Source organism: Roseivirga sp., from assembly GCF_965216855.1.
Classification (GTDB): Bacteria; Bacteroidota; Bacteroidia; order Cytophagales; family Cyclobacteriaceae; genus Roseivirga.
The window spans coordinates 1,571,576-1,594,151 of sequence record NZ_OZ244204.1 but is presented as its reverse complement, the minus strand read 5'-3'; the positions used below and the strand labels follow the sequence as shown (position 1 = coordinate 1,594,151).

The window sequence follows — 22,576 nt, the reverse complement described above, 5'->3', positions numbered from 1 at the left end:
TCTTCTTCTTATCAACAACGGGCGAAAGGGTACCCCTTATACGAGGTTCTCAAGGTTTTTATTATATTCAGCCCTTCATTACAATGCCCTAAGATAACGGAAATCTTGTACGTGGGAACGAGGTATTTAATGTGAAAAATGAAAATTACTCAAACTATCATATAATAGTGACAGGGTTTCTTTCCGTTTAATTGTTAAAAAATAAGATGCGTAAAGCCGGCATACTTTTATTTGTGTTCATTCAGCTGATATCTATAGGTGAGTTAAAAGCTCAGGATCCTCAGTTTTCGCAGTTTTATGCTGCTCCTTTATACATTAATCCGGCCTTTACGGGAGCATCAGGTTATACCCGTCTCGGGGTGAATTACCGTAATCAATGGCCTAACCTTCAGTCTTCTTTCAAGACCTTCTCCTTCTACATGGATCATTACATGTACCGAGTCAATAGCGGCATTGGGTTGATAGTGACTACAGACAGAGAGGGATCGTTTGGTTTACGGTCTACCACTATCGGAGGAAGCTATGCCTATCAACTGAAAATCAATGATAATCTGGTGTTCAGACCGGGGATTCAGTTCAGTAGCGTGAACAGGAGTTCAGGCTTTGGGTTTATTTTTACCAACCAGATCGATCCGGTAACCGGAGCCATTGATCCAACCGTCACAGATCCTTCGGTGGTTGATAAGGATCTGAATGTAAGTTTCGGAGATATTAGCGTAGGTGGAGTACTCTATTCCAGAACCCTGTTTTTAGGAGCAGCGGTGCAGCACCTGACAGAACCTAACCAGTCAATTATTGAGGAGGACAGTCCACTGCCTCAAAGATTAACGATTCATGGAGGTTTGAAGATTAACCTCGGACATGGCCCGCTCAGAAGAGACCTTACCTATACTTATGCGGAAAGAAGTATTACACCGGTTTTCCAGTATAAAACACAAGGAAGCTTTTCTCAGCTGGATATTGGCGCCTTCCTGCATCTTGAACCTATTAACCTGGGTGTGCAGTACAGAGGTGTACCTTTTAAACAGTTCAACAACTTCCCGAACAACGAGGCAATTATCTTTTCCCTTGGAGTAACTACCAACAATTTCAATATCGGCTATAGTTTTGATTACACTATTTCCGATTTAGGAATTGAAGCAGGAGGTGCTCATGAATTCTCTATGTCGTATTTCCTTGATTTCAATAAGCCGGTTAAGGTGCCAAGGGACAGATGGAGAATTCCTTGTCCTAAGAACTAAAAATCATTCTTCCTATGAATCCGAATGAATGGCTTTACCTTATCCTTGGTATTGTATTGATTGATTATGCAATTGATCAAACGCTGGACTTTCTGAATTTAAAGCACTCCAAATCTGCGGTGCCTGACAAGCTTAAGGATCTTTATAACGAGGAGGAGTATGCCCGCTCTCAGGAATATCAGAAGGCAAAATCTAAGTTTGGCTTTATCACCTCAGCGTTTAGTACTGTACTCACGGTTGCGGTTTTGTCATTAGGAGGCTTTGGCTGGCTCGATGAATTTTTGAGACCATATATCTCCGATCCCATTTTGCTTTCCCTCGCCTTCTTTGGTGTGCTTTTCGTCTTGTCAGATTTGGTCAATACTCCATTCTCATATTATGCCACCTTTGTGCTGGAAGAAAGGTTTGGGTTCAACAAAACCACACTGAAGACTTTTATTACCGATAAGTTGAAAGGCTATTTGCTGACCGTTATTGTCGGAGGGGTACTGGGTTATGCTCTCCTCTGGATCGTACATCAACTGGGTGAATTCTTCTGGCTTTACGCACTGGGCCTGGTGTCAGTGTTTATGCTGATCATGAATCTATTCTATACTTCATGGATTTTGCCTTTGTTCAATAAGCTTAAGCCGCTGGAAGATGGCGAATTGAAAGAAAAAATCATGAGCTATGCCAAAGGAGTCAATTTCCCGCTCGATAATATTTTTGTAATTGATGGCTCCAAAAGGTCGACCAAGGCCAATGCTTTCTTTTCCGGCTTAGGTAGAAAGAAGAAGATCGTGCTATATGATACGCTGATTGAAAAGCAATCGGATGAAGAACTTGTGGCGGTCTTGGCGCATGAAGTGGGGCACTTTAAAAAGAAGCACATCGTCCTCAGTCTGGTGTTGAGTATAGTGCAAATGGCCATTACTTTCTATGTGTTATCGCTGTTTGTGTTTAGTGAGAACCTGTCGGTTGCATTGGGAGGAAGTGAAATGGCGGTTCACCTGAACTTCATTGCTTTTGGTTTGCTTTACACACCTATATCGAGAGTTACTGGGTTGTTGATGAATGCCTTGAGCCGAAAGAATGAATTTGAAGCTGACGCCTATGCTGTGCAGACTTATGCTGCTCAGCCCTTGATGGAAGCTTTAAAGAAACTTTCCGTGTCATCACTCAGCAACCTGACTCCACATCCGGCCTATGTGTTTGCACATTATTCCCATCCGCCATTGCTGGCTCGGTTGAATGCGATGGAATCCTTAGCTAAAGAAAGTTGATATCGATATTGCCCTGATATCTCATCAGGTAATTGACACCCTGTTCAGCAGTCATGTCTTCGAAGAGAATCTTGTGCAGGGTCTCTGTAATCAATGGCTTGAGTCCCTGGCTATCTGCTAACTGCTTAACGATTTTAATGGTGTTAACCCCTTCAGCAGTTTCTTCTAATTCCGATAGTGCCTGATCCAGTGTAGCGCCCTGACCAATTTTATGGCCTAAAGTATAGTTGCGGCTGTTCGTACTGGTTGTAGTAGCCACCAGGTCACCAATGCCAGCCAGACCAATGAATGAACTGATTTCGCCACCCAGCGCTCTCCCCAGGTAAATCATTTCCACTAAGCCACGGCTTACCAGAAGACCTCTGGAGTTTTCACCCAGTCCTAAACCGGAGAGAATACCGGAAGCAATGGCTATAATGTTCTTCAAAACGCCACAAAGCTCTACACCCCTCAGGTCCGGGTTACCATACACCTGAAAGTTTTCTGATCTGAGTAAGGATTTACCCTTTGTAATTACTTCGGTAAAAGGAGAGGCGATTACCGTAGCGGCAGGATGACCCAAAGAAAGCTCAGAAGCCAGGTTAGGACCCGCCATACAACCTACGCGAACTACCACGGTTTCTTTGCGGATCAACTCACTCATGGTGAACAGGCAATCCTTATTCAATACAAAGTCATGGCTCTTCTTCTCAGGAAGCTCAAGATGCAGCCCCTTGGTGCCGTGAATCATCATGTGGTAAGGTCTTAAATGAGGGGCCAGTTCTTTGATCATGTCCCGGAAGCCAGAGGAAGGGATCACCGGGAATAATACATTACACCTTTGTGGAAGCTCTTCCAGTTGATTGGTGACCTCAATATTGTCTGCTAATTTCTGATTGGCAGAGATTCTGGTTTTGTTGATCTCTGCATAAGTTTCAGGATTTCTGGCGTAGAGTAGCACCTTTACATTCTTAGCCAGGATGTTTGATACGGCTGTACCAAAACTACCGGCACCAATAACTCCAACTAATTCAGACATACTTTTCAAGATTATAGCCTACCAGACGGTTGTGATAATAATATAGCAGATTCAGGTCATGCGTAATCAAATCACCCTTCTTGTTCTTCATTAATGGCCTTTTTGAGTGGTACATGCCCACATTCTTTAAACCATGATCAATGATTTTATCGACTTCTCCAGTGAGGTAGGGAGAAACGCCAATTTCACCGGCATTATACATGCGGTGCACCTTTGCCAGCACTTGTTCGAAGGAAGCTCTGAATTCATCATAAGGAATAAAGAGGTCTTCTTCGGGCAATCTGAGCAGGTTATATAAATCCAGTTTTTTGAATTGTCTCTGGAAGATGATAAAGGCAGTGAAAGCCACCAGATGACTGGCAAATACCTTGTTGATTCTATGGTATTCTTCAACGATGCGCTCACTCAACATACGGGTGTATTCATCTTCTCTTTGAGTATTGGAAGAGATGATTTTACCATCCTGAGTGAAGTATTCCTGCGTGTCTATAATGCGGCCATGCTTGTCGTAGCTCTGGCCTTGCTCGTCTACATAGTTGCCGAGCACGTCCATGGCCTTACCAATGGAAACAGAGATGTCAGACCCCTTGGTAAAGAATTTGACCAGAAAGGCTGAGATTTTATAGGAGGTAGAGTATTCATCGTTCTCTACATAATATCTTTCCTGTCCCTGAAGCTTAAGGTATTGCCTGATCAAACTCGGAGCTTCCAGCACAAAGTTGTAGTTCAGTGTTACCGGAACAACAAATATCTTTTCGAGCGCATCACGCTTTCCTTTTTGGTAGTTAATTCTTTGGGCCTCAATGGCGGTGCTCAGCAAACCAAGTTTCAATCTTTTCTCTATTTGGCCCGAACGAGATCTTGTACCTCCCGGGAAGAATAAACTATGACAACCTCTTTGAATGGCCAGGCTGGAGTAAGTCTTCAGCGTTTCGAGGTAAAGCATGTTCTTCTTTCTTCGGTCTACCTTATAGGCACCAAGGCTATTCATAAAATAGGCGAATATCTTGATGTTGAACAGGTTCAGTCCGGCTCCATAGATAAAGGCAGGAAGACCAAGGGTGCTGATTACCCAGCCAATAAGGATCGAGTCCAGGTTACTGAAGTGAGTTGGAACCATGATGATGGTCCCTTTTTTGGCCAAAGTTCTGAGTTGCTCCACTTCACCCGTGATATGGATCTTATCTTGTAAAGTGTACTGGGTACTGAAGATTGACCAGAAACCTCTGGCTCTCGAAGCATTTAATAGTCTGGCGAAACCAAAAGTCACAATGGAGCGAGCCATACGGTAACGAGACTTCTTGAAGTTGCCGGCAATTTCTTCGGCATATCGAGTGACGATCTCATTCAGGATTTGATCCAGCTTTTCCGTTTTCTCTTTCTCGTCTTCAGAAGTAGCAATGGCCAGCAACCTCTCTTTGACTGAATTGAGGAAGGCAGATTCATCGGCAGGGTCTACTGCCCAGGGGTTTCTCTTGATTCTGAGTTTTTCCCTGAAAAGGGTGGTTTCAATTTCTTCAATGAGTGCATCGGTCGATTTGTTGGCGGCTTTGATCCGCTTGATGCTCTCTTCTGCAACATCCTGTATGAAGGCAGCCCTGTTTCTGCTTAGCGCTACTACAGGCCACTCATTAATACCGCCTGGAAGTACTTGGTCGTATTTCTTTTTAGTGTAGTCTTTCGAGATGGATTGCATTCAGTATGAACTCAGAAATTAAAAGCTAACGACATTTTCTTCTATGTCAAAGCTTTCAGTTGATCACAAAGTAAAACAATTTCTTCTTCTGTATTAAAGGTGTGAAGGCAAATCCTCAAACGTTCCGTACCTTCTTTCACTGTCGGACTCAGGATAGGGCGGACGTCAAAACCCGAGGCTTGTAATTTTTCTGCCGCCAGCCTGGTCTTCCGGTTTCCACCAATTTCAAAGGACTTAATAGCTGAAGGGCTTGAGTGTCCTGGCTGTAACTCATTGAACAGCTCAATCTTAGACTGAATATTCAATTGCAGACTTGGATGAGTTTGTAAGAATTCAAAAGCTGTTTTAATAGAGATCAGTTCGAAGGCCGAGGGAGCTGTGGTATAGATAAAGGGCCTTGAAAAATTAATCATGAATTCCCGGGCTATTTTAGAGGTGGCTATGGCAGCTCCATGAATTCCCATCCCTTTTCCAAAAGTATACACCACGGCAAAGACCCCTTCATTGAGCATCAAGTCATTGATCAGGCCGGAACCATCCTTTCCCCATAAGCCCGTGCTGTGTGCTTCATCGACTATGAGCCGGGCTCCGGTTTCCTTGCAGATAGTCGCAATTTCCAGAAGAGGTGCCATATCCCCGTCCATAGAGTAGACTGACTCACAGGCGACATAAGCCTGTCCTTCGGATTGAGCCAGCTTCTTTTTGAGATCATCCAGGTTATTGTGAAGAAATGGTAGGCGTTTGGCCATACTTAATCGGCAACCATCTTTGATACAGGCATGAGACAGCTCATCATAAATGATCGTGTCTCCCCGCTGGGGAATAGAAGAGAATAGAGCCATATTGGCCATGTAGCCTGAGTTGAAGACAAGTGTGCTTTCAGTATTGAAGACCTGGGCCAGAAAGGATTCGGTTTGCTCAGTAATGTCTTGATTGCCTGTGATCAGTCGGGATCCGGTAGAGCCATTCGGATAATCTTCTTTCTGGTAGGCATCCAGAATCAGCCTTTTTAATTCCGCTGAACGCGCCAGTCCCAGGTAGTCGTTGGAAGAAAAATCTCTCAGATTTGGGTTGTTGTTTTTCAGTGTTCTGAGCGATTCGTCTTCTCTTCTCTTGTTTAGCTTGTTTTCCAGGTGATCCATTTCTTGGTTTTGGGTGGCTCAACAAAAAAATAATTACCACTTTTGCCACCAATCTACGAATACATGAGATTACTCGGGGCAATAGTTGTTGCATCTTTTCTTTTTACTGTCAGGCTCGATGCTCAAACTGAATACCGCAATCGTGGGTTTTCTATTGCCAATGAAAACGATGTCTATTTGTTGTTAAGCTACGACCGCTATTACTCTAATGGCATCTTCCTCGATTATCGTTTTTCCCCCTACCTGAAAACAGGTGATACCGAGAGCACAAAAAGAGTTTTTCGATTTGGATTGATGCATCGTTTCTGGACTCCCCAGGATGTTACTATTGTCAATTCCGAGCACTATTGGAGGCCCTATGCAGGAATGCTCAATCTTAATTTCAGGTCGGCAGAGTTTTACGGACTAAATCAGCGATTTGAATATGGCCTTGATCTTGGGGTGATGGGTAGGGTTTCCGGAGCTGAGGCCTTTCAGGAAGGATACCATAAGGTGTTCGGCTTTCCAAATCCTCAGGGCTGGGATACTCAAATTTCCAATGGGTTAATTATTGACTTGAAGCTGGAATACAACCGACAGTTCATACTCAGGCCGGGTAAAATAGATATGATCAGTTCCACTCAGGCTTCTTTGGGTAATGGCTTCACAAATGCCAGGCAAAGAATAGACTTCAGGTTTGGTAAACTTCAAAACCTTCGGCACAGTGCTTTATTCAATGCATTAATAGGAGAAGGGAGCGATCAGGTGGTAACCCATACCTACTTCTTCCTGGGTTACGGTCTGGAGGTAGTCGGGCATAATACTACAATTCAGGGCCATGTCTTTGGTGATGAAAGTCCGCTGACCTTTGGAGTTATTCCATGGGTAAGGCATTTAAGAATCGGTTTTGCTACCAATTCAGAGACCAGTACACTCAAATTCACCTATAACTGGTTGAGCAAAGAAGTGAAAGACAGCCAGGCTGGAAGACATGCCTATATTGGCTTTGAGCTCGACATCCGTCTGCAGCCTGCCAAGCCTAAGCTTTAAAAAAGTCAAGCGTCTTTCTCATGGCATTTTCAAGGTCGCCCGGTAGTGATGGCTGGTTGAAAGGGTGTGTAGCTCCAAAAGTGTGAGAGGCCTTTTCAATGATATGTAATTCAGCATCCGGTTTCCATTCCTTCAACTGAAAAGCAGCATTGATATTTACCGTTTCGTCATTCGTGCCATGTACAATCAGCATGGGTTGGCTGGTTTTGTCGAGCGCTTTCTCTATGACAAACCGATCGTCATTTTTAAGAAAGTCTTCAACAAACTGATAGTACATAGGATACACGACTCCGGTTCTTGAGTTTTTGACCTGAATCACTCCATGTGTTTTCCAGTACATCAATTCAGCTTCTGAAAAGAAGGAGCTAAAGTCGTGCACTGAGGCCCAGGTAGCCAGCTTTTTAATGCGCGAATCTTCAGAAGCTTTAATGATAGAAATGCCACCTCCCCGACTATGTCCGATCAGATATATCTGCTGAAAGTCATAACCGAAGGTTTTCTGTTGCTCTTCCTGACCCAAAAAGTGAAGCAATCGATCAAGATCATCCAGCTCTTTGCTGAAGTTATTGTAGCCAAAGGCCTCTGTGTCTGTAATTTCATTTAAATTATCAGGAACTACTCCATTAAAGGAGAAGTTGAACTTGCATAAACAAAAGCCCTCAGAGGCTATTTGCTCAGATAATAAAGGCCAGGGTCCCCAGTCTTTAAAGCCCTTGAAGCCATGGGCCAGAAGCACTAAAGGCTGATTGGTTTTTCCGGCTTGAAAAGTAATATCTGCAGTTAATGGTTTCAGGGGAGAGTTGCCCGGAATAAGTATCTCTTTATTGGTCAGCTGATGCACCTTGTTTATTTGAATTTACAGTTATGTTTTTGCGGTTGCTAGTTTAACTATTATCATTGTACCACTCAAGTCCAATGGCCCTTCAACTTAAAGAAATACAGGCTCCCATAGCCTCCGAAATGGTCGATTTCGAGGAGAAATTCAGGTCTTTCATGAAAAGCAAGGTCTTTCTGCTCGATAAAATCATGAGCTATATTGTGAAGCGCAAAGGCAAGCAAATGCGACCGATGTTTGTTTTCCTTTCTGCCGGTACATCAGGCCAGATTTCCGATCGAACCTACAGAGGGGCGTCTCTTATTGAGCTGCTGCATACAGCTACTTTGGTACATGACGATGTGGTAGATGACTCCAACTTTCGAAGAGGGTTCTTTTCTATCAATGCTTTATGGAAGAATAAGATAGCCGTTTTGGTAGGAGATTATCTCTTATCCAGAGGGCTTCTTTTGTCGGTAGATCATGAGGACTTCGATTTGTTGAAAATCGTGTCAGAGGCCGTGCGTGAAATGTCGGAAGGAGAGTTGCTCCAGATGGCAAAAGCACGTAACCTCGATATTACCGAAGATATCTATTACGAAGTTATTCGTCAGAAAACGGCATCACTCATTGCTTCATGCTGTGCAGTTGGAGCGGCTTCCTCAGGGGGAGACCAGGCTTCTATTATCAGGATGAGGGAATTTGGTTTGAATGTGGGTATGGCCTTTCAGATCAAAGACGATCTTTTTGATTATGGAACCAACGAAATTGGTAAACCACTGGGTATTGATATCAAGGAGAAGAAAATGACTTTACCATTGATTTATGCCCTGAACAAGGCTTCTAAATCAGATAAAAGAAGAATCAAAGGTATTGTCAAGAGTAACAAGCAAACCAATAAGAAAGTCCAGGAAGTCATCGACTTTGTAAAAGCTTCAGGAGGTATTGAATATGCCAAAGAGGTGATGCAGGGTTACTATGACAAGTCACGTGAACTGCTGCTTGAATTTCCGGAATCTACTTACCGCCAGAGCCTTCTCGACCTCGTGCAATTTACCATTGAGCGTACTAAATGATAACACCTGCCAAGGTTAGTCGGCAGGTGTTAATGATTAGTAGTTTAAGTATTTGTTTTGCTGATGAAGTTGTCAGTAATCCTCCACCAATTCCAAGACAACTCTATAGAATAATCACCTTAGTTGAGGTTGTTTTTAAGGCGGAAAAGAGGTCCCCTGCCTTGCCTAACCAAGCCCCATTCCGTTAGAAATTCTTTGTTTCAACGGAAGAGCTGGGGAAACCTCCCACCATCTTCCACCTTTCTCCCTAAGCTATTCTTTTTCTTAAGTATGTTGTCTCATTGTGATTATAACTTATTGATTATCATGTGATTGTGGCTTGCATGCTTGTTGGTAGTTGCTGATAAATTTTGCCTTCAATTGAGCCTGAATTCGTAGAATTTTGTAAATTTTCTGGCAAAGTGGGAAAAAAGGGAAAAAAGTGGGGTGAAGTGGAATGTTTTTCTATCTTTGTATTAGTTCAGGTGTGTAATGACCTTTTTTACTGGAGAATATGATTGTAAGCTGGATGCCAAAGGAAGGCTTGCTTTACCTGCAAAGGTGAAGTCGGCATTGCCTGATGTGGCTACTCAGGAACTCGTCTTAAGACGAGGCTTTGAGTCGTGTCTGGTTTTATATCCGATGATCGAGTACAAAAAGATTATCAACCGCGTTCGGTCTTTGAGTGAATTCAACGAGGAGTACAGAAGATTTCAAAGGAGCTTCTTTAGGGGTAACCTGGAAATTGAGATGGATGGCTCGGGAAGAATTAATATTCCTGCAAGGATGATGAGTTTTGCTTCGTTGGAAAAGGATGTGGTCTTAGTGGGGTTGGGGAATCGTGTAGAAATCTGGAATCCTGATCTGTATGAAGAAAACCTCATCAATGACACTTCGGAATACTCAAAACTAGCCGAAAAATACTTGGCTGAAGATTAACAAGTAATGGCTGAATATCATGTGCCCGTAATGCTGAAAGAATGTATCGATGGGCTCAATATCAAACCTGACGGAATTTATGTGGATGTGACCTTCGGTGGAGGTGGGCATTCAAAAGAAATATTGACGCATTTGTCTGAGGCGGGAAGGCTCTTTGGTTTCGACCAGGATGTGGACGCGAAAGTAAATGCTGAAGCTATAGAAAATCGTTCTTTCACATTTGTACAAGCCAACTTCAGGTATTTGAAGCGCTACCTCAAACTACATGGCATTACTCAGGTAGATGGAATTTTGGCTGATCTGGGGATTTCTTCTCATCAAATCGATGAGGCAACACGTGGCTTTTCTACCCGTGGTGATGCCGATCTCGATATGAGAATGGATAGATCAGCTGCAAAGTCTGCCAAGACAGTCGTCAATGAGTATGAGGAAAAGGAGCTTCATAAGATACTGGGGATCTATGGTGAGATTAAAAATGCCCGTTCAGTCGCGGCAGCTATAGTCTCTGAAAGATTCTCAAAGCCTTTTCAGACGACTTTCGATCTGATAGACCTGTTGAAAAAGTTTGCGCCCAGGGGTAAAGAGTTTAAGTACTATGCTCAGGTTTTTCAAGCCATTAGAATCGAGGTGAACGATGAGATGGGGGCTTTGGAGGATTTTCTGATGCAAAGTGCTGAAGTGCTAAAGCCGGGTGGTCGATTGGTAGTCATGAGCTATCATTCTCTGGAAGACCGCATGGTGAAGAACTTTATCAATAAAGGGAAGGTGTTTGGCGAAGTGGAGAAAGATTTTTTTGGAAATGAATTGAAGCCCTTTAGGGCTGTGAATAGAAAGCCGGTAACGGCAAACCAACAAGAACTAACAGAAAACAGCCGATCGAGAAGCGCCAAGCTCCGGGTGGCTGAGTGTATTGAAAATGGCAGAAAACAGGTTTAAGATTAAATCGGAAAATCAAGGCTCGAAGAAAGGATTCTTCGGGTTTTTGGCGTCCGGTTTGAAATTAGGCAAAGCTTTCGAAACTGGTTTCCCTGTTAAGTATCTGCCCAAAGTTGTCTTCGCTGTTCTGTTGGGAATCATCTACGTTTGGAACAACCACTATGCTGAAAGATCGACCCGTGAATTGGATCGACTGGAAGAAGAAGTGGAAGATTTGCGTGCTGATGTTACTACGCTCGAAGCTGAGTATATGTACAACAGCAAACAATCTGAAGTAGCCAAAAAGGTCAAAGACCTTGGTTTGGAAGAGAGTAAAGAGCCGCCAATCAAAATCATTGTAGACGAAGATGAATATTAAGCACTCTATACTGCTCAGGGTTCGAATAGCTTTTTTGGTAGCGGTATTGTTTGTCTTGGCCGTTATCTACAAGCTGGTAGAAGTACAAATGATTGAAGGCGATCAGTGGCGCGAAATGGCTGCCCAGAATAGCCTTGACTATAAAACGATTAAAGCAACCCGAGGTAATATCTATGCTGCTGGAGGTGATCTGCTTGCCAGTTCACTCCCCTTCTACAAGTTGGCATTTGATCCCTCGCTGGTTGATGATGAGACATTTACGTCTAATATAGACTCCCTTTCACTCCTATTGTCGAAATTTTTCCGAGATCATTCTTCAGACTACTATAAGAAGAAGATCTCGGAGGCTCGACAAATGAAAAGTCAGTATATGGTGCTCAACCGTAAGCTGGTGAATTATCAGGAGAAGCAGGAAATACAGGCCTGGCCGATTTTTCGATTAGGCCAAATGCAGGGAGGGGTCATTTTTGAAAAGGAAGACGACAGACACAGGCCTTTCAAGTTGCTGGCTAGGAGAACCATTGGCTATATCAATGAAGATGGTGTTGGAGTAGGTATTGAAGGAAGCTTTGACGATTACCTGGCAGGCCAGGACGGAGAGGGGCTTTATCAGCGAGTGGCCGGTGGAAACTGGAAGCCGGTGAATGCCGCTACCGATGTGCGACCTGTTGATGGATATGATATCCATACCACCATTGATATCAACCTTCAGGATGTTGCTCAAAATGCGTTATTAAGAGCCTTAACCACTTATGATGCGGTTTACGGATCAGTTGTGTTGATGGAGGTCAAGACCGGTGAAATTAAGGCGATCTCTAACTTAACCAGAACGGAAAGCGGCTATTATGCCGAATCGTATAATCATGCAGTAGGCACCAATAATGATCCCGGCTCTACATTCAAACTGGCTTCTATGCTGGCGCTTTTGGAAGCAGGTAAGGTAGACTTAATGGATAGTGTAGATACCGGAGATGGTACCATTGAGTTCTTCGATGGTAAGCTCAAGCTGGTAGATGAGAAAAAAGGTGGCTATGGTAAGTTGACTGTTCAGGAGGTATTTGAAAAATCTTCCAATGTGGGGGTTTCTAAATTGGTTACTGAGCATTTCGGAGATAATCCTCAGGAGTATGTAGATATCATTAAGTCTACAGGTTATGGCAAAATGTTGGGCTTTCAGCTCCTGGGAGAAGGAGAGCCTTTGATCAAAGAGCCTTCGGATCCTAGTTGGTCAGGTTCTTCATTGCCATGGATGTCTGTGGGGTACGAGACCAGTTTAACACCGCTTCAAACACTTGCTTTCTACAATGCAGTGGCTAATGATGGTAAAATGATTCAGCCGATATTGATCAAGAGTATCAATCGTGCTAATCAGCCGGTAGAGACTTTCGAGGCCAAAGTGTTGAATAAGAAAATTGCTTCTGATGAAACGCTGGAGAAACTACGCATTATGTTGGAGGGAGTGGTTGAAAGAGGGACCGCCAAGAACATTAAAAACGACTACTATAAGATTGCAGGGAAAACAGGAACTGCTCAGCGATTAGTCAATGGTCGTTATTACTCACAGCAATTCTATGCCTCGTTTGCTGGTTACTTCCCTGCAGACGACCCAATGTACTCCTGTATTGTGGTGATCGATTACCCCAGAGGGTGGAACCGCTTCGGAGGTGATGTGTCTGCTCCTGTATTCAAGGAAATAGCGGATATGATCTATGCGCAGAACCTTGAAATCCACGAGTCATTCACTCCTCAGTATACAGCAGCCAATAACGGAACCTTCCCGGTAATCAGAGCGGGCAGGTTGGAAGAATTGAACGAGTTGTGTAACGAATTGGGAATTTCAAACTACCCGTCAGAAGAGGCTTCTGAGTGGGTGAGAAGTTCGGTAAATAATAATGCCATTATCTGGCAGAAGAATCATGATGATACAGGATTGGTACCCAACGTGCAGGGCATGACTTTGCGCGATGCGGTGTACATCCTTGAAAATAGTGGGTTAAAAGTTTCGATATCAGGTAACGGCCGGGTGAAAAGACAGTCGGTCGGTCCTGGTACTCGAATAACCAAAGGTGGAACCATCAAACTAGACCTTGGCTAATGGCAGCATTGAAAGACATATTATATAAGGTGTCGCTTCAGTCGGTTTCCGGTGATATGGAAACGGAAGTAAATGCTATTGCCTTTGATTCCAGAAAGGTGGAAAAAGGGTCAGTCTTCGTGGCTGTATCCGGTACTCAGGTCGATGGTCATGAGTATATCGACATGGCATTGGAAAAAGGTGCTGTGGCGATTGTTTGTGAAACCCTTCCAGAGAATCAGGTAGAAGGTATAGCCTATATTCAGGTGGATGATTCTTCGAAAGCATTGGGTTTCATGGCTTCCAATTTCTTTGGTAACCCTTCAGAGAAATTAAAACTGGTTGGAGTAACAGGCACAAATGGTAAAACCACTTGTGTGACATTGCTCTATCAGCTATTCCGTTCGCTCGGATATAATACCGGATTACTTTCCACGGTAGAAAACAGAATTAATGATGAGGTGCTTCCGGCTACCCATACTACTCCGGATGCTATCGCTATCAATGAGACTTTGGCACAGATGGTCGCCAAGGGCTGTACTCATTGTTTTATGGAATCAAGCTCTCATGCGATCGTGCAAAACAGAATTGCAGGATTGAAATATGAAGGAGCCGTATTCACAAACCTTTCACACGAACACCTGGACTATCATAAAACATTCGATGAGTACATTAAAGCGAAGAAAATGCTGTTCGATGGGCTACCATCGACAGCCTTTGCTTTAGTGAATGCCGATGATAAGAGAGGAGCCATCATGCTCCAGAATACCAAAGCTGCCAAGCATAAATACGGTTTGAAATCTATGGCCGCATTTAAGGCGAAGATACTTTCAAATACTCTTCAGGGACTTGAGTTAGACATTGACGGAAAGAACGTTTGGTTCAAACTTATAGGTGATTTCAATGCCTATAATCTGTTAGCTGTCTTCGGAACAGCCGTACTGCTTGGTGAAGATGAAACGGAGGTGCTTGAGCAGCTGTCCAATGTGAACCCGGCCCCGGGCCGTTTTGAGCAAGTCATTACCAATACAGGTATTACTGCCTTAGTAGATTATGCACATACGCCCGATGCATTGGAAAATGTGCTGTCAACTATTCAGGAGTTCAGAACAGGAAACGAGACGGTAATTACTGTGGTGGGCTGCGGAGGTAACCGGGATAAAGAGAAAAGACCAATCATGGCGAAAATCGCCTGTGATTTGAGTGATAAAGTAATACTGACTTCAGATAATCCGCGCTTCGAGGAGCCTGGAGCTATTCTGAAAGATATGCAGGCAGGCGTAACGCCTTCTAACTTTAAAAAGACCCTGGTCATTGAAGATAGAAGGGAAGCAATAAAAGCTGCCTGTAGTATGGCTGAGCCCAATGATATTATTCTGGTGGCCGGCAAAGGACATGAGACATACCAGGAAATTAAAGGCGTGCGTAGCGACTTTGACGATCGGAAGATACTCAGTGAAATGTTAAACCTGATGAATCAAAAGTGATGTACGATATGCGATTTACGATTTGCGATTTGGGATTTACGAATGACAACTTAACAGGAACAGTTATCGGTACTGAAGACATCGTAGATCAAAAATCTAAGATCATAAATCATAAAACCAGAAACGGAGAACTGTAAAGTGCTATACTACTTATTCGACTTTTTAGATAGAGAATTTGACCTGATTGGAGCTGGTGTATTCCAATATATCTCCTTCAGGGCGGGTATGGCTGTGCTTGTTTCCCTTTTGATTACCATCACGTTCGGAAAATCTCTCATTACTATGCTGAGGAAGAAGCAGGTAGGAGAAACTATCCGTGACTTAGGTCTGGAGGGTCAAATGCAAAAGAAAGGTACACCAACAATGGGTGGACTGATCATTATTGCAGCGATTGTTATACCAACCCTGCTCTTTGCTAAACTGGAGAATATTTATGTGATCCTGCTGTTGGTGACTACGCTCGTGTTGGGAGCCATTGGCTTTCTCGATGACTACATTAAGGTATTTAAAAAGAACAAAGAAGGGCTGGCTGGTCGATTTAAAATTGTGGGTCAGGTGAGTGTAGGTCTTATTGTTGGTGCAACGTTATTCTTTAGTGATGATGTTGTAGTACGAGAGTTCAGTGAAACACCTACTGAGATTCAGGCAGGTGAGCAGACAGAGGTCAGTTTTACTGATTCAAAGTCAACCACCACGACTATTCCTTTTGTAAAGAATAACGAGTTGGATTATAGTAAACTGAATCCGACTGAAAATGACCTGATTACTGCAGCGATCTACATTTTGATTGTCATCTTCTTCGTTACGGCCATTTCAAATGGAGCCAACATTACGGATGGTATTGATGGTCTGGCGGCAGGTACTTCGGCAATTATCGGACTGACTCTGGCCATACTGGCCTACATTTCAGGTAATGCCATATTCTCGGATTACCTCAATGTAATGTTCATCCCTAACTCTGGTGAACTGGTAATATTCTGTACTGCCTTTGTTGGAGCCTGTGTAGGTTTCTTATGGTACAATTCTTATCCGGCACAGGTGTTTATGGGAGATACAGGAAGTCTTTCACTCGGAGGAGTAATTGCTGTATTGGCCCTGGTACTTAGAAAAGAACTTTTGATTCCAGTATTGTGTGGAATCTTCGTGATAGAAAATCTCTCTGTTATTCTGCAGGTGAGTTATTTCAAATACACTAAAAAGAAATATGGTGAAGGCAGAAGAATCTTCAAGATGTCTCCGCTTCATCACCATTATCAAAAGATGGAAATCCCTGAACCTAAAATCGTGACGCGATTCTGGATCGTGGGTATTCTGTTGGCAATTATAACCCTGGCAACCTTGAAACTGAGATAAGCTTGAAAAGAAGATTGGTCATACTAGGCGCTGGAGAAAGCGGAATCGGAGCTGCTTTGCTTGGAAAAGTAAAAGGCTATGATGTTTTCGTGTCTGATGCTGGATCGATCAAGGAGCAATATATCAAAGAGCTTCAGGATAGTCAGGTTGAATTTGAGTCAGGTAAGCACAGTACGGAGCGGATACTTCAGGCTGATCTCGTAGTGAAAAGTCCTGGTATACCGGAGAAGGCTGAATTGATTAAAAAGCTGAGAGCTAATGGAAATCTCATCATTTCTGAGATTGAGTTCGCGGCACAGTTTACCAAAGCCAAACTCATTGGTATTACAGGAACCAATGGTAAAACGACAACGGCCATGCTCACATACCATATCCTTAAAACCGGAGGATTTAATGTGGGGCTGGCAGGAAATGTAGGAACCAGTTTCGCCCGTCAGGTGATGACTGAAAACTTCGATTGGTATGTACTCGAATTGAGCAGTTTCCAATTGGACGATTCTTACGAATTGAAATTAGAAATAGGAGTCTTGTTGAATATCACTCCAGATCATCTGGATAGATACGACTACGACTTTCAAAAGTATATCGCATCGAAGATGCGCATATTTCACCTTGTACACCTGGGACGTCATGCTGTCTATTGGCAGGATGACCCCCAAATCGGGGAAGGCATTGTTAAAGCCACTAGTGGCCTCAATGTACATCCCTTTTCGCTCAGCGGAGACGCTGCTGAGATAACTTATATACAAAATGATAGGTTGTTTTATGTCCCTAATGGTATTGAGGTATCTGCCCCCAGAGCAGATATCTCAATCAAGGGACTACACAATGCATTGAATGCTGCGGCTGCGGGCAATGCCGCATTGTTGGCAGGAGTTTCTCCTAAGGCTTTGCTGGAAGCGCTTAAAACGTTCAAGGGAGCCGAGCATAGACTTGAGTCAGTTCGTGAGCTCAATGGAGTAGAGTATATCAACGACTCTAAAGCAACCAATCTTGATTCTGTAAAGTATGCCCTCGATGCTTTCGATAATCCTATTGTATGGATTGCCGGAGGAGTGGATAAGGGCAATGAATATAACCTGGTAAACCAATTGGTTCAGGATAAGGTGAAAGCTTTGATTTGCCTGGGAACGGACAATTCGAAGCTCATGACTTCATTCGAAAACCTGGTACCTGTCATTAGGTCAACCGATGATCTGATTCAGGCGGTGCGCTGGGCAAAGGAATTGGCTGAGCCCGGAGACACAGTGTTGCTTTCTCCGGCATGTGCAAGTTTCGACTTGTTTCAAAATTATGTAGACAGAGGAAATCAATTCAAGCGTGCCGTATTGGCACTCTGATTTGGGATTTATGAATGTTGAATGACGATTGAGTTTTAGTAGACACGATATGATCAAACGCCAAAGGCAATATGTACTCAATATTTTGAGAATGATTGAGGAATTGCCAAAGGGATACTCTTGCGGTGTAATTGGTCGACAACTGACCAGATGTAGTACATCTGTTGGTGCCAACTATCGTGCTGCTTGTAGAGCAAAATCATCAGCAGACTTTATCAATAAACTGAAGATAGTTGAAGAGGAAGCCGATGAGTGCTTGTACTTCATGGATTTGTTAACGGAGTTAAAGGGGACAGACCAGCCGTTGCTGAAAGAATTAATCAAAGAAGGAGATGAGATTTTAGCCATGGTTGTGGCTTCTGTCAAGACTGCTTCGGCTAACAGGAATATCAAAAATCAAAAATCGGAGATCAAAAATCTGATATGAATAAGATTAAAGAATGGACAGACAAAAACATTCAGGGTGACCCGGTCATCTGGCTGGTAGTCATTTGCCTGTCTGTTTTTGGTATTCTGGTAGTTTACTCTGCTACGGGCTCATTGGCCTATAGAGCAGGGGTCAATACAGAAAAATACTTATTGAGACATGCCATCATGGTAGGGCTATCACTCTTTGTCATGTGGGTCGCTCATAAGATTGATTATAGATATTATTCAAAGCTGACGCATATAGCACTTTTGCTTTCAGTGCCTTTATTGCTCTATGCATGGTTGTTCGGATCAAGCATTAACCAAGCCTCCAGATGGATTGATTTGCCATTTATTGGGATTCAATTCCAGCCGTCCGATTTGGCGAAACTGGCCCTGATCGCGGCTTTGGCTACCATGTTAGCTAAGCGCCAGCAGAAGATAAATGACTTTAAGGAATCTTTAATTCCAATACTGGCTTGGTGTGGGGGCATTTGTGCCCTCATCGCCATGACCAACATTTCAACCGCTGTCCTGCTTTTTGCCACCTGCATGTTGCTCCTTTTTATTGGGCGTGTGCCCGTCAAATACCTGGCGATGCTTATGGTGGTGGGCGCCTTTGCAGGGTTGATTGCCATGAAAGTTGGACAGAGAGGAGAAACTGCATTGAGTAGAATTGAGTCCTTCCTTCACCCAACAGAAATACCATATCAGGCCAAGGTAGCCAATATGGCCATGGCCAGTGGTGGAGTGCTGGGTAATGGACCCGGAACCAGTGTACAACGCAACTTTCTACCAGAAGCCTACTCTGATTTCGTCTTCGCGATCATTATCGAAGAGTATGGTTTGATTGGAGGGATTTTCGTGCTCTTCCTTTATCTGGTATTACTGTATAGAGGAATGCGTGTGGTAGCGAATAGTGACAGGGCATTTGGAGGACTGCTTTCGGCTGGGCTCACCTTTGCGCTGGTGATTCAGGCATTGGTAAATATTGGAGTTGTGGTGGGCTTAGGACCGGTAACAGGTCAGACGCTTCCATTGATAAGCATGGGAGGAACATCCCTGCTATTTACCGGGCTTAGCCTGGGTATTATTCTCAGTGTAAGCCGTGGAGAACAAGATGACTTTTCAGCCGTGAGTGGCGAAATGAAGAATACAATAAGAACAGCATAAGATCGAAAAGAAGGAACCATATCGATTGATTATAAGCGGTGGAGGCACCGGAGGACATGTGTATCCAGCCATAGCCATAGCCAATGCGTTTAAAGCTCGCTTCGAAGATGCCGAGATTTTATTCGTTGGGGCTAAAGGTAAAATGGAGATGCAGAAAGTACCCGAGGCCGGATATACCATCAAAGGCTTATGGATCAGCGGGCTTCAGCGTAAGCTGACCCTCGATAATCTATCCTTCCCATTAAAGGTGATCGACAGTCTTGTTAAGAGCAAGAAGATCATCAAGAGATTCAAGCCTCATGCCGCTGTTGGAGTGGGAGGTTATGCTTCCGGTCCATTGTTGAGAATGGCGGTAAAGAACAGAGTTCCGGCCATTGTGCAGGAACAGAATTCTTATGCCGGTTTAACCAATAAGGTGCTGGCTAAAAAAGTACAAAAGGTATGTGTGGCCTATCCGCATATGGAAAGGTTTTTCCCTGCAGAAAAGGTTGTGTTAACCGGAAATCCGGTAAGAAAAGACATTACCGAACTGGCCGACAAGAAGGATGTAGGCATGACGCACTTCGATTTGCGAAAAGACATGCCGGTATTGCTCGTACTGGGAGGAAGCTTGGGGGCCAGAACCCTCAATGATAGCATCATCCACAATGTCGAAAAGCTGGTAGATGCTCAGGTTCAGGTGATTTGGCAATGCGGTAAGTTCTACCATACTGAAATGCAGGATAAACTGGCCAGGGTTGAACACAATGGACAGATAAGACTCTTTGAATTTTTGAAAGAGATGGATCTGGCCTATGCAGTAGCAGATGCGGTTATCAGCAGAGCCGGAGCTCTGTCTGTTTCAGAGCTCAGTATTGCAGGTAAGCCAACGGTTTTTGTGCCTTCGCCCAATGTGGCTGAAGATCACCAAACCAAAAATGCCATGGCTATGGTAAAGAATGAGGCCGCCATATTGGTGAAAGATACTGAAGCCAGAAAGGTGCTCATCGACACTGCCATTGACTTATTGAAAGATGAAGACAAGAAAGCTCAATTGAGCAGGAATATAAAGGCTATGGCCAAGCCAGATGCCGCCAATGAAATTGTAGATGAAATTGTAAAACTCATCGCGTGAATTTAGAACAGATACATAACGTCTATTTTGTCGGTATTGGAGGTATCGGCATGAGTGCTTTGGCCAGATGGTTCAGGCACAATGGCAAAAGTGTGTCTGGCTATGATCGCACCGCCACAGAGTTGACCGACAGACTGATTCAGGAAGGAATTGATGTTCACTTCACAGATGATGTTCAACTTATCGATCAGGCGGTAAAGGAAAATAAGGAACAAACCCTGGTCATTTATACGCCAGCCATTCCTAAAGACCATTCAGAATTGAATTGGCTCAGGGAACAAGGCTATGAGGTGTTGAAAAGAGCACAGGTATTAGGAGTAATTACCCAGAATATGCGTAGCGTGGCAGTTGCAGGAACGCATGGCAAAACGACCACCTCGTCAATGGTAGTGCACCTGTTGAAAGCTTCAGGTTTTGATGTTGCCGGATTTCTGGGAGGAATCAGTGCCAATTATGACACGAATATGATCCTTAATGAAACCAGCGAAGCCATAGCCGTAATTGAAGCCGATGAGTTTGACAGAAGCTTCCTGACTTTGCACCCCGAATGGGCAGTGGTGACGGCAGCCGATGCTGATCACCTCGATATCTACGGACACAAAGATGCCTTGAAAGATTCATTCCGTGAATTCATCAGCAAGGTGAAGAAGGAAGGAAAGCTCTTCGTGAAAAATGAACTGGCCAAAGAACTGGTGACCGATGAGCAGCTCAACCATGAAGGATATGCGCTGACAGATGCATCCATCACCGCTGAGAATATTCGCTTTGAGGATGCTTCGTTCATCTTCGACTATAAAAATGGTGAGCAGGTAATTGAAGGAATTCGACTCAATGTGCCCGGCTACCATAATGTAGAGAATATGCTGGCGGCTATTTCAGTGAGCAGACATTTAGGAGCTCAGGAAGATGCCATTAAGAAAGCAGTTGAGAGCTACAGAGGAGTAAAGAGAAGGTTTGAATTCATCATTAAAAGAGAAGACCTCATTTTTATTGATGACTATGCCCACCATCCAGTAGAAATCACTGCACTACTCAGGTCTGTGAAAGATCTGTTTGCCGGCAGAAAAGTAACGGCTGTTTTCCAGCCTCACCTTTTCAGCAGAACGAGAGACTTCGCAGAAGAATTTTCAGCCAGCCTTTCGTTGGCCGATGAAGTGATGTTGCTGGATATCTATCCGGCCAGAGAGCTTCCAATTGAAGGGATTAGTTCTCAGATGTTATTGAACAACATCACTTGTGAGAGAAAAATGATTTCAGGTAAAGAAGACCTGATCGAAAATATTAAAGCCTGGCAGCCCGAAGTCTTACTGACGGTAGGCGCGGGCGATATAGATAAATTGATTCAACCCCTAAAAACTGCATTGTCATGAAACAGAAAGAGACCGTGCTTAGAATATTGGGAATTGTATTGGGCTGTGTGATCCTGATCGTATTAGCCAGTTCAGTCAAAAACCGCGATATGGGCTACCACATGGAAGATATCGATGTGGAGATCGAAAACGCCTACGAGAACTTCTTTGTAGATGCAGATGATGTGATGGCACTCATCATGCAGGGAGAAGGAGATTCTATTCTCGGAGATGGGTTCAATCGGGTGAGCCTGAAAGATGTAGAGTCGCGCATTGAATCGCACAGCTTTGTGAAAGACGCAGAGGTATACCGAGACCTCAAAGGGCATTTGGTAGTAAAGGCCAGACAGAATAAGCCGGTAGCCCGACTGATGTCGAACCGTGGAGATAATGCCTATATCGGAGAAGACGGAGAAATGCTTCCGGTCTCCAGTAAATACACGGCCAGGGTGCCGGTAGTAACCGGCCAATATGTAGATCAGCTGATGGAGTTTGCCTCAGTGGCCGATGAAGAATATGCCGCCAAAGTATTTGAGCTGATCAATTTTGTGAATGCTCACAAGTTCTGGACGATGCAAATCGGTCAGATCGATATTTCCAGTAAAGGCTATATCGTCATGTACCCTCAGGTGGGTGACCAGCGACTGGAGTTCGGCTATGCAGAAGATATTGAACGGAAGTTCAAAAAGCTTGAGATTTTCTTCAAGCAGATAATGCCAACCAAAGGTTGGAATACATATTCCAAGGTGAATGTAGAGTACAAGGATCAAATAATTTGTGATTAATCA

The 22,576-nt window shown here is 43.8% G+C and carries 20 protein-coding genes; 16 read left to right on the top strand and 4 right to left on the bottom strand.

Annotated features, from left to right (window positions below; translation table 11 throughout):
- Nucleotides 1-206: 206 nt before the first annotated feature.
- Complete coding sequence (locus ACOOEY_RS07200; RefSeq protein ID WP_420387996.1) at nucleotides 207-1,241, top strand: type IX secretion system membrane protein PorP/SprF; 1,035 nt, start codon at nucleotides 207-209, stop codon at nucleotides 1,239-1,241.
- Between the two features lie 14 nt (nucleotides 1,242-1,255).
- The gene (locus tag ACOOEY_RS07195) at nucleotides 1,256-2,503 is read left to right on the top strand and encodes a M48 family metallopeptidase (RefSeq protein WP_420387995.1); all 1,248 of its coding nucleotides are present in this window, start codon (nucleotides 1,256-1,258) and stop codon (nucleotides 2,501-2,503) included.
- Here ACOOEY_RS07195 and ACOOEY_RS07190 read toward each other — a convergent pair.
- Genes ACOOEY_RS07190 through ACOOEY_RS07180 form a run of 3 tightly spaced genes read right to left on the bottom strand, consistent with a single transcriptional unit; the run spans nucleotide 2,490 to nucleotide 6,359 of the window.
- The gene (locus ACOOEY_RS07190; RefSeq protein WP_420387994.1) at nucleotides 2,490-3,521 is read right to left on the bottom strand and encodes an NAD(P)H-dependent glycerol-3-phosphate dehydrogenase; all 1,032 of its coding nucleotides are present in this window, start codon (nucleotides 3,519-3,521) and stop codon (nucleotides 2,490-2,492) included. The two genes, ACOOEY_RS07195 and ACOOEY_RS07190, sit on opposite strands and share 14 nt — an antisense overlap.
- Nucleotides 3,514-5,208: a 1-acyl-sn-glycerol-3-phosphate acyltransferase gene (locus ACOOEY_RS07185; RefSeq protein ID WP_420388642.1), complete on the bottom strand. Its 1,695-nt coding sequence runs from the start codon at nucleotides 5,206-5,208 to the stop codon at nucleotides 3,514-3,516. The genes ACOOEY_RS07190 and ACOOEY_RS07185 overlap by 8 nt, the downstream gene beginning before the upstream one ends.
- Before the next feature lie 50 nt (nucleotides 5,209-5,258).
- Nucleotides 5,259-6,359 carry an aminotransferase class I/II-fold pyridoxal phosphate-dependent enzyme gene (locus ACOOEY_RS07180; protein WP_420387993.1) on the bottom strand — a complete coding sequence of 367 codons (1,101 nt, stop codon included), beginning with the start codon at nucleotides 6,357-6,359 and terminating at the stop codon, nucleotides 5,259-5,261.
- Between the two features lie 63 nt (nucleotides 6,360-6,422).
- Between ACOOEY_RS07180 and ACOOEY_RS07175 the strand changes: the two genes are divergently transcribed.
- On the top strand, nucleotides 6,423-7,388 hold the full coding sequence (locus ACOOEY_RS07175) for a lipid A-modifier LpxR family protein (RefSeq protein ID WP_420387992.1): 966 nt from the start codon (nucleotides 6,423-6,425) through the stop codon (nucleotides 7,386-7,388).
- Here ACOOEY_RS07175 and ACOOEY_RS07170 read toward each other — a convergent pair.
- The gene (locus ACOOEY_RS07170; protein WP_420387991.1) at nucleotides 7,378-8,229 is read right to left on the bottom strand and encodes an alpha/beta hydrolase family protein; all 852 of its coding nucleotides are present in this window, start codon (nucleotides 8,227-8,229) and stop codon (nucleotides 7,378-7,380) included. The two genes, ACOOEY_RS07175 and ACOOEY_RS07170, sit on opposite strands and share 11 nt — an antisense overlap.
- Nucleotides 8,230-8,303: 74 nt before the next feature.
- Between ACOOEY_RS07170 and ACOOEY_RS07165 the strand changes: the two genes are divergently transcribed.
- The 13 genes from ACOOEY_RS07165 to ACOOEY_RS07105 all read left to right on the top strand — a co-directional run bounded on the left by ACOOEY_RS07165 (nucleotide 8,304) and on the right by ACOOEY_RS07105 (nucleotide 22,573).
- Nucleotides 8,304-9,278 carry a polyprenyl synthetase family protein gene (locus tag ACOOEY_RS07165; protein WP_420387990.1) on the top strand — a complete coding sequence of 325 codons (975 nt, stop codon included), beginning with the start codon at nucleotides 8,304-8,306 and terminating at the stop codon, nucleotides 9,276-9,278.
- A 471-nt stretch (nucleotides 9,279-9,749) separates the two neighbouring features.
- Nucleotides 9,750-10,196: a division/cell wall cluster transcriptional repressor MraZ gene (mraZ, locus tag ACOOEY_RS07160; protein WP_420387989.1), complete on the top strand. Its 447-nt coding sequence runs from the start codon at nucleotides 9,750-9,752 to the stop codon at nucleotides 10,194-10,196.
- Between the two features lie 6 nt (nucleotides 10,197-10,202).
- Entirely contained in the window at nucleotides 10,203-11,132 is a 930-nt protein-coding gene (rsmH, locus tag ACOOEY_RS07155; RefSeq protein WP_420387988.1) for a 16S rRNA (cytosine(1402)-N(4))-methyltransferase RsmH, read from the top strand.
- A complete protein-coding gene (locus tag ACOOEY_RS07150; protein ID WP_420387987.1) occupies nucleotides 11,113-11,490 on the top strand; it encodes an FtsL-like putative cell division protein in 378 nt (125 codons plus the stop codon). The genes rsmH and ACOOEY_RS07150 overlap by 20 nt, the downstream gene beginning before the upstream one ends.
- Nucleotides 11,480-13,585: a penicillin-binding protein gene (locus ACOOEY_RS07145; protein WP_420387986.1), complete on the top strand. Its 2,106-nt coding sequence runs from the start codon at nucleotides 11,480-11,482 to the stop codon at nucleotides 13,583-13,585. Before ACOOEY_RS07150 ends, ACOOEY_RS07145 begins: the two co-directional genes overlap by 11 nt.
- Nucleotides 13,585-15,051 carry a UDP-N-acetylmuramoyl-L-alanyl-D-glutamate--2,6-diaminopimelate ligase gene (locus ACOOEY_RS07140; RefSeq protein ID WP_420387985.1) on the top strand — a complete coding sequence of 489 codons (1,467 nt, stop codon included), beginning with the start codon at nucleotides 13,585-13,587 and terminating at the stop codon, nucleotides 15,049-15,051. Before ACOOEY_RS07145 ends, ACOOEY_RS07140 begins: the two co-directional genes overlap by 1 nt.
- A gap of 138 nt (nucleotides 15,052-15,189) precedes the next feature.
- Entirely contained in the window at nucleotides 15,190-16,404 is a 1,215-nt protein-coding gene (mraY, locus tag ACOOEY_RS07135) for a phospho-N-acetylmuramoyl-pentapeptide-transferase (RefSeq protein WP_420387984.1), read from the top strand.
- Between the two features lie 2 nt (nucleotides 16,405-16,406).
- Entirely contained in the window at nucleotides 16,407-17,744 is a 1,338-nt protein-coding gene (murD, locus tag ACOOEY_RS07130) for a UDP-N-acetylmuramoyl-L-alanine--D-glutamate ligase (protein WP_420387983.1), read from the top strand.
- Nucleotides 17,745-17,793: 49 nt separating this feature from the next.
- Nucleotides 17,794-18,171 (top strand): four helix bundle protein, encoded by a 378-nt coding sequence (locus ACOOEY_RS07125; RefSeq protein ID WP_420387982.1) that lies wholly within the window; start codon nucleotides 17,794-17,796, stop codon nucleotides 18,169-18,171.
- Nucleotides 18,168-19,325: an FtsW/RodA/SpoVE family cell cycle protein gene (locus ACOOEY_RS07120; RefSeq protein ID WP_420387981.1), complete on the top strand. Its 1,158-nt coding sequence runs from the start codon at nucleotides 18,168-18,170 to the stop codon at nucleotides 19,323-19,325. The genes ACOOEY_RS07125 and ACOOEY_RS07120 overlap by 4 nt, the downstream gene beginning before the upstream one ends.
- A gap of 1 nt (nucleotide 19,326) precedes the next feature.
- Nucleotides 19,327-20,439 (top strand): undecaprenyldiphospho-muramoylpentapeptide beta-N-acetylglucosaminyltransferase, encoded by a 1,113-nt coding sequence (gene murG / locus ACOOEY_RS07115; protein WP_420388641.1) that lies wholly within the window; start codon nucleotides 19,327-19,329, stop codon nucleotides 20,437-20,439.
- Nucleotides 20,436-21,809: a UDP-N-acetylmuramate--L-alanine ligase gene (gene murC, locus ACOOEY_RS07110; RefSeq protein ID WP_420387980.1), complete on the top strand. Its 1,374-nt coding sequence runs from the start codon at nucleotides 20,436-20,438 to the stop codon at nucleotides 21,807-21,809. The genes murG and murC overlap by 4 nt, the downstream gene beginning before the upstream one ends.
- Nucleotides 21,806-22,573, top strand: a complete 768-nt coding sequence (locus ACOOEY_RS07105) for a cell division protein FtsQ/DivIB (RefSeq protein WP_420387979.1) — start codon at nucleotides 21,806-21,808, stop codon at nucleotides 22,571-22,573. The genes murC and ACOOEY_RS07105 overlap by 4 nt, the downstream gene beginning before the upstream one ends.
- Nucleotides 22,574-22,576: the final 3 nt, after the last annotated feature.

Excerpts from the sequence above, each read along its gene's own strand:
- rsmH (WP_420387988.1), top strand. The coding sequence starts at position 10,203 with ATGGCTGAATATCATGTGCCCGTAATGCTGAAAGAATGTATCGATGGG.
- ACOOEY_RS07190 (WP_420387994.1), bottom strand. The coding sequence starts at position 3,521 with ATGTCTGAATTAGTTGGAGTTATTGGTGCCGGTAGTTTTGGTACAGCC.
- ACOOEY_RS07175 (WP_420387992.1), top strand. The coding sequence starts at position 6,423 with ATGAGATTACTCGGGGCAATAGTTGTTGCATCTTTTCTTTTTACTGTC.
- ACOOEY_RS07165 (WP_420387990.1), top strand. The coding sequence starts at position 8,304 with ATGGCCCTTCAACTTAAAGAAATACAGGCTCCCATAGCCTCCGAAATG.
- ACOOEY_RS07120 (WP_420387981.1), top strand. The coding sequence starts at position 18,168 with ATGAATAAGATTAAAGAATGGACAGACAAAAACATTCAGGGTGACCCG.
- mraZ (WP_420387989.1), top strand. The coding sequence starts at position 9,750 with ATGACCTTTTTTACTGGAGAATATGATTGTAAGCTGGATGCCAAAGGA.
- ACOOEY_RS07105 (WP_420387979.1), top strand. The coding sequence starts at position 21,806 with ATGAAACAGAAAGAGACCGTGCTTAGAATATTGGGAATTGTATTGGGC.
- ACOOEY_RS07140 (WP_420387985.1), top strand. The coding sequence starts at position 13,585 with ATGGCAGCATTGAAAGACATATTATATAAGGTGTCGCTTCAGTCGGTT.
- ACOOEY_RS07180 (WP_420387993.1), bottom strand. The coding sequence starts at position 6,359 with ATGGATCACCTGGAAAACAAGCTAAACAAGAGAAGAGAAGACGAATCG.
- ACOOEY_RS07150 (WP_420387987.1), top strand. The coding sequence starts at position 11,113 with ATGGCAGAAAACAGGTTTAAGATTAAATCGGAAAATCAAGGCTCGAAG.
- ACOOEY_RS07200 (WP_420387996.1), top strand. The coding sequence starts at position 207 with ATGCGTAAAGCCGGCATACTTTTATTTGTGTTCATTCAGCTGATATCT.
- ACOOEY_RS07195 (WP_420387995.1), top strand. The coding sequence starts at position 1,256 with ATGAATCCGAATGAATGGCTTTACCTTATCCTTGGTATTGTATTGATT.
- ACOOEY_RS07125 (WP_420387982.1), top strand. The coding sequence starts at position 17,794 with ATGATCAAACGCCAAAGGCAATATGTACTCAATATTTTGAGAATGATT.
- ACOOEY_RS07145 (WP_420387986.1), top strand. The coding sequence starts at position 11,480 with ATGAATATTAAGCACTCTATACTGCTCAGGGTTCGAATAGCTTTTTTG.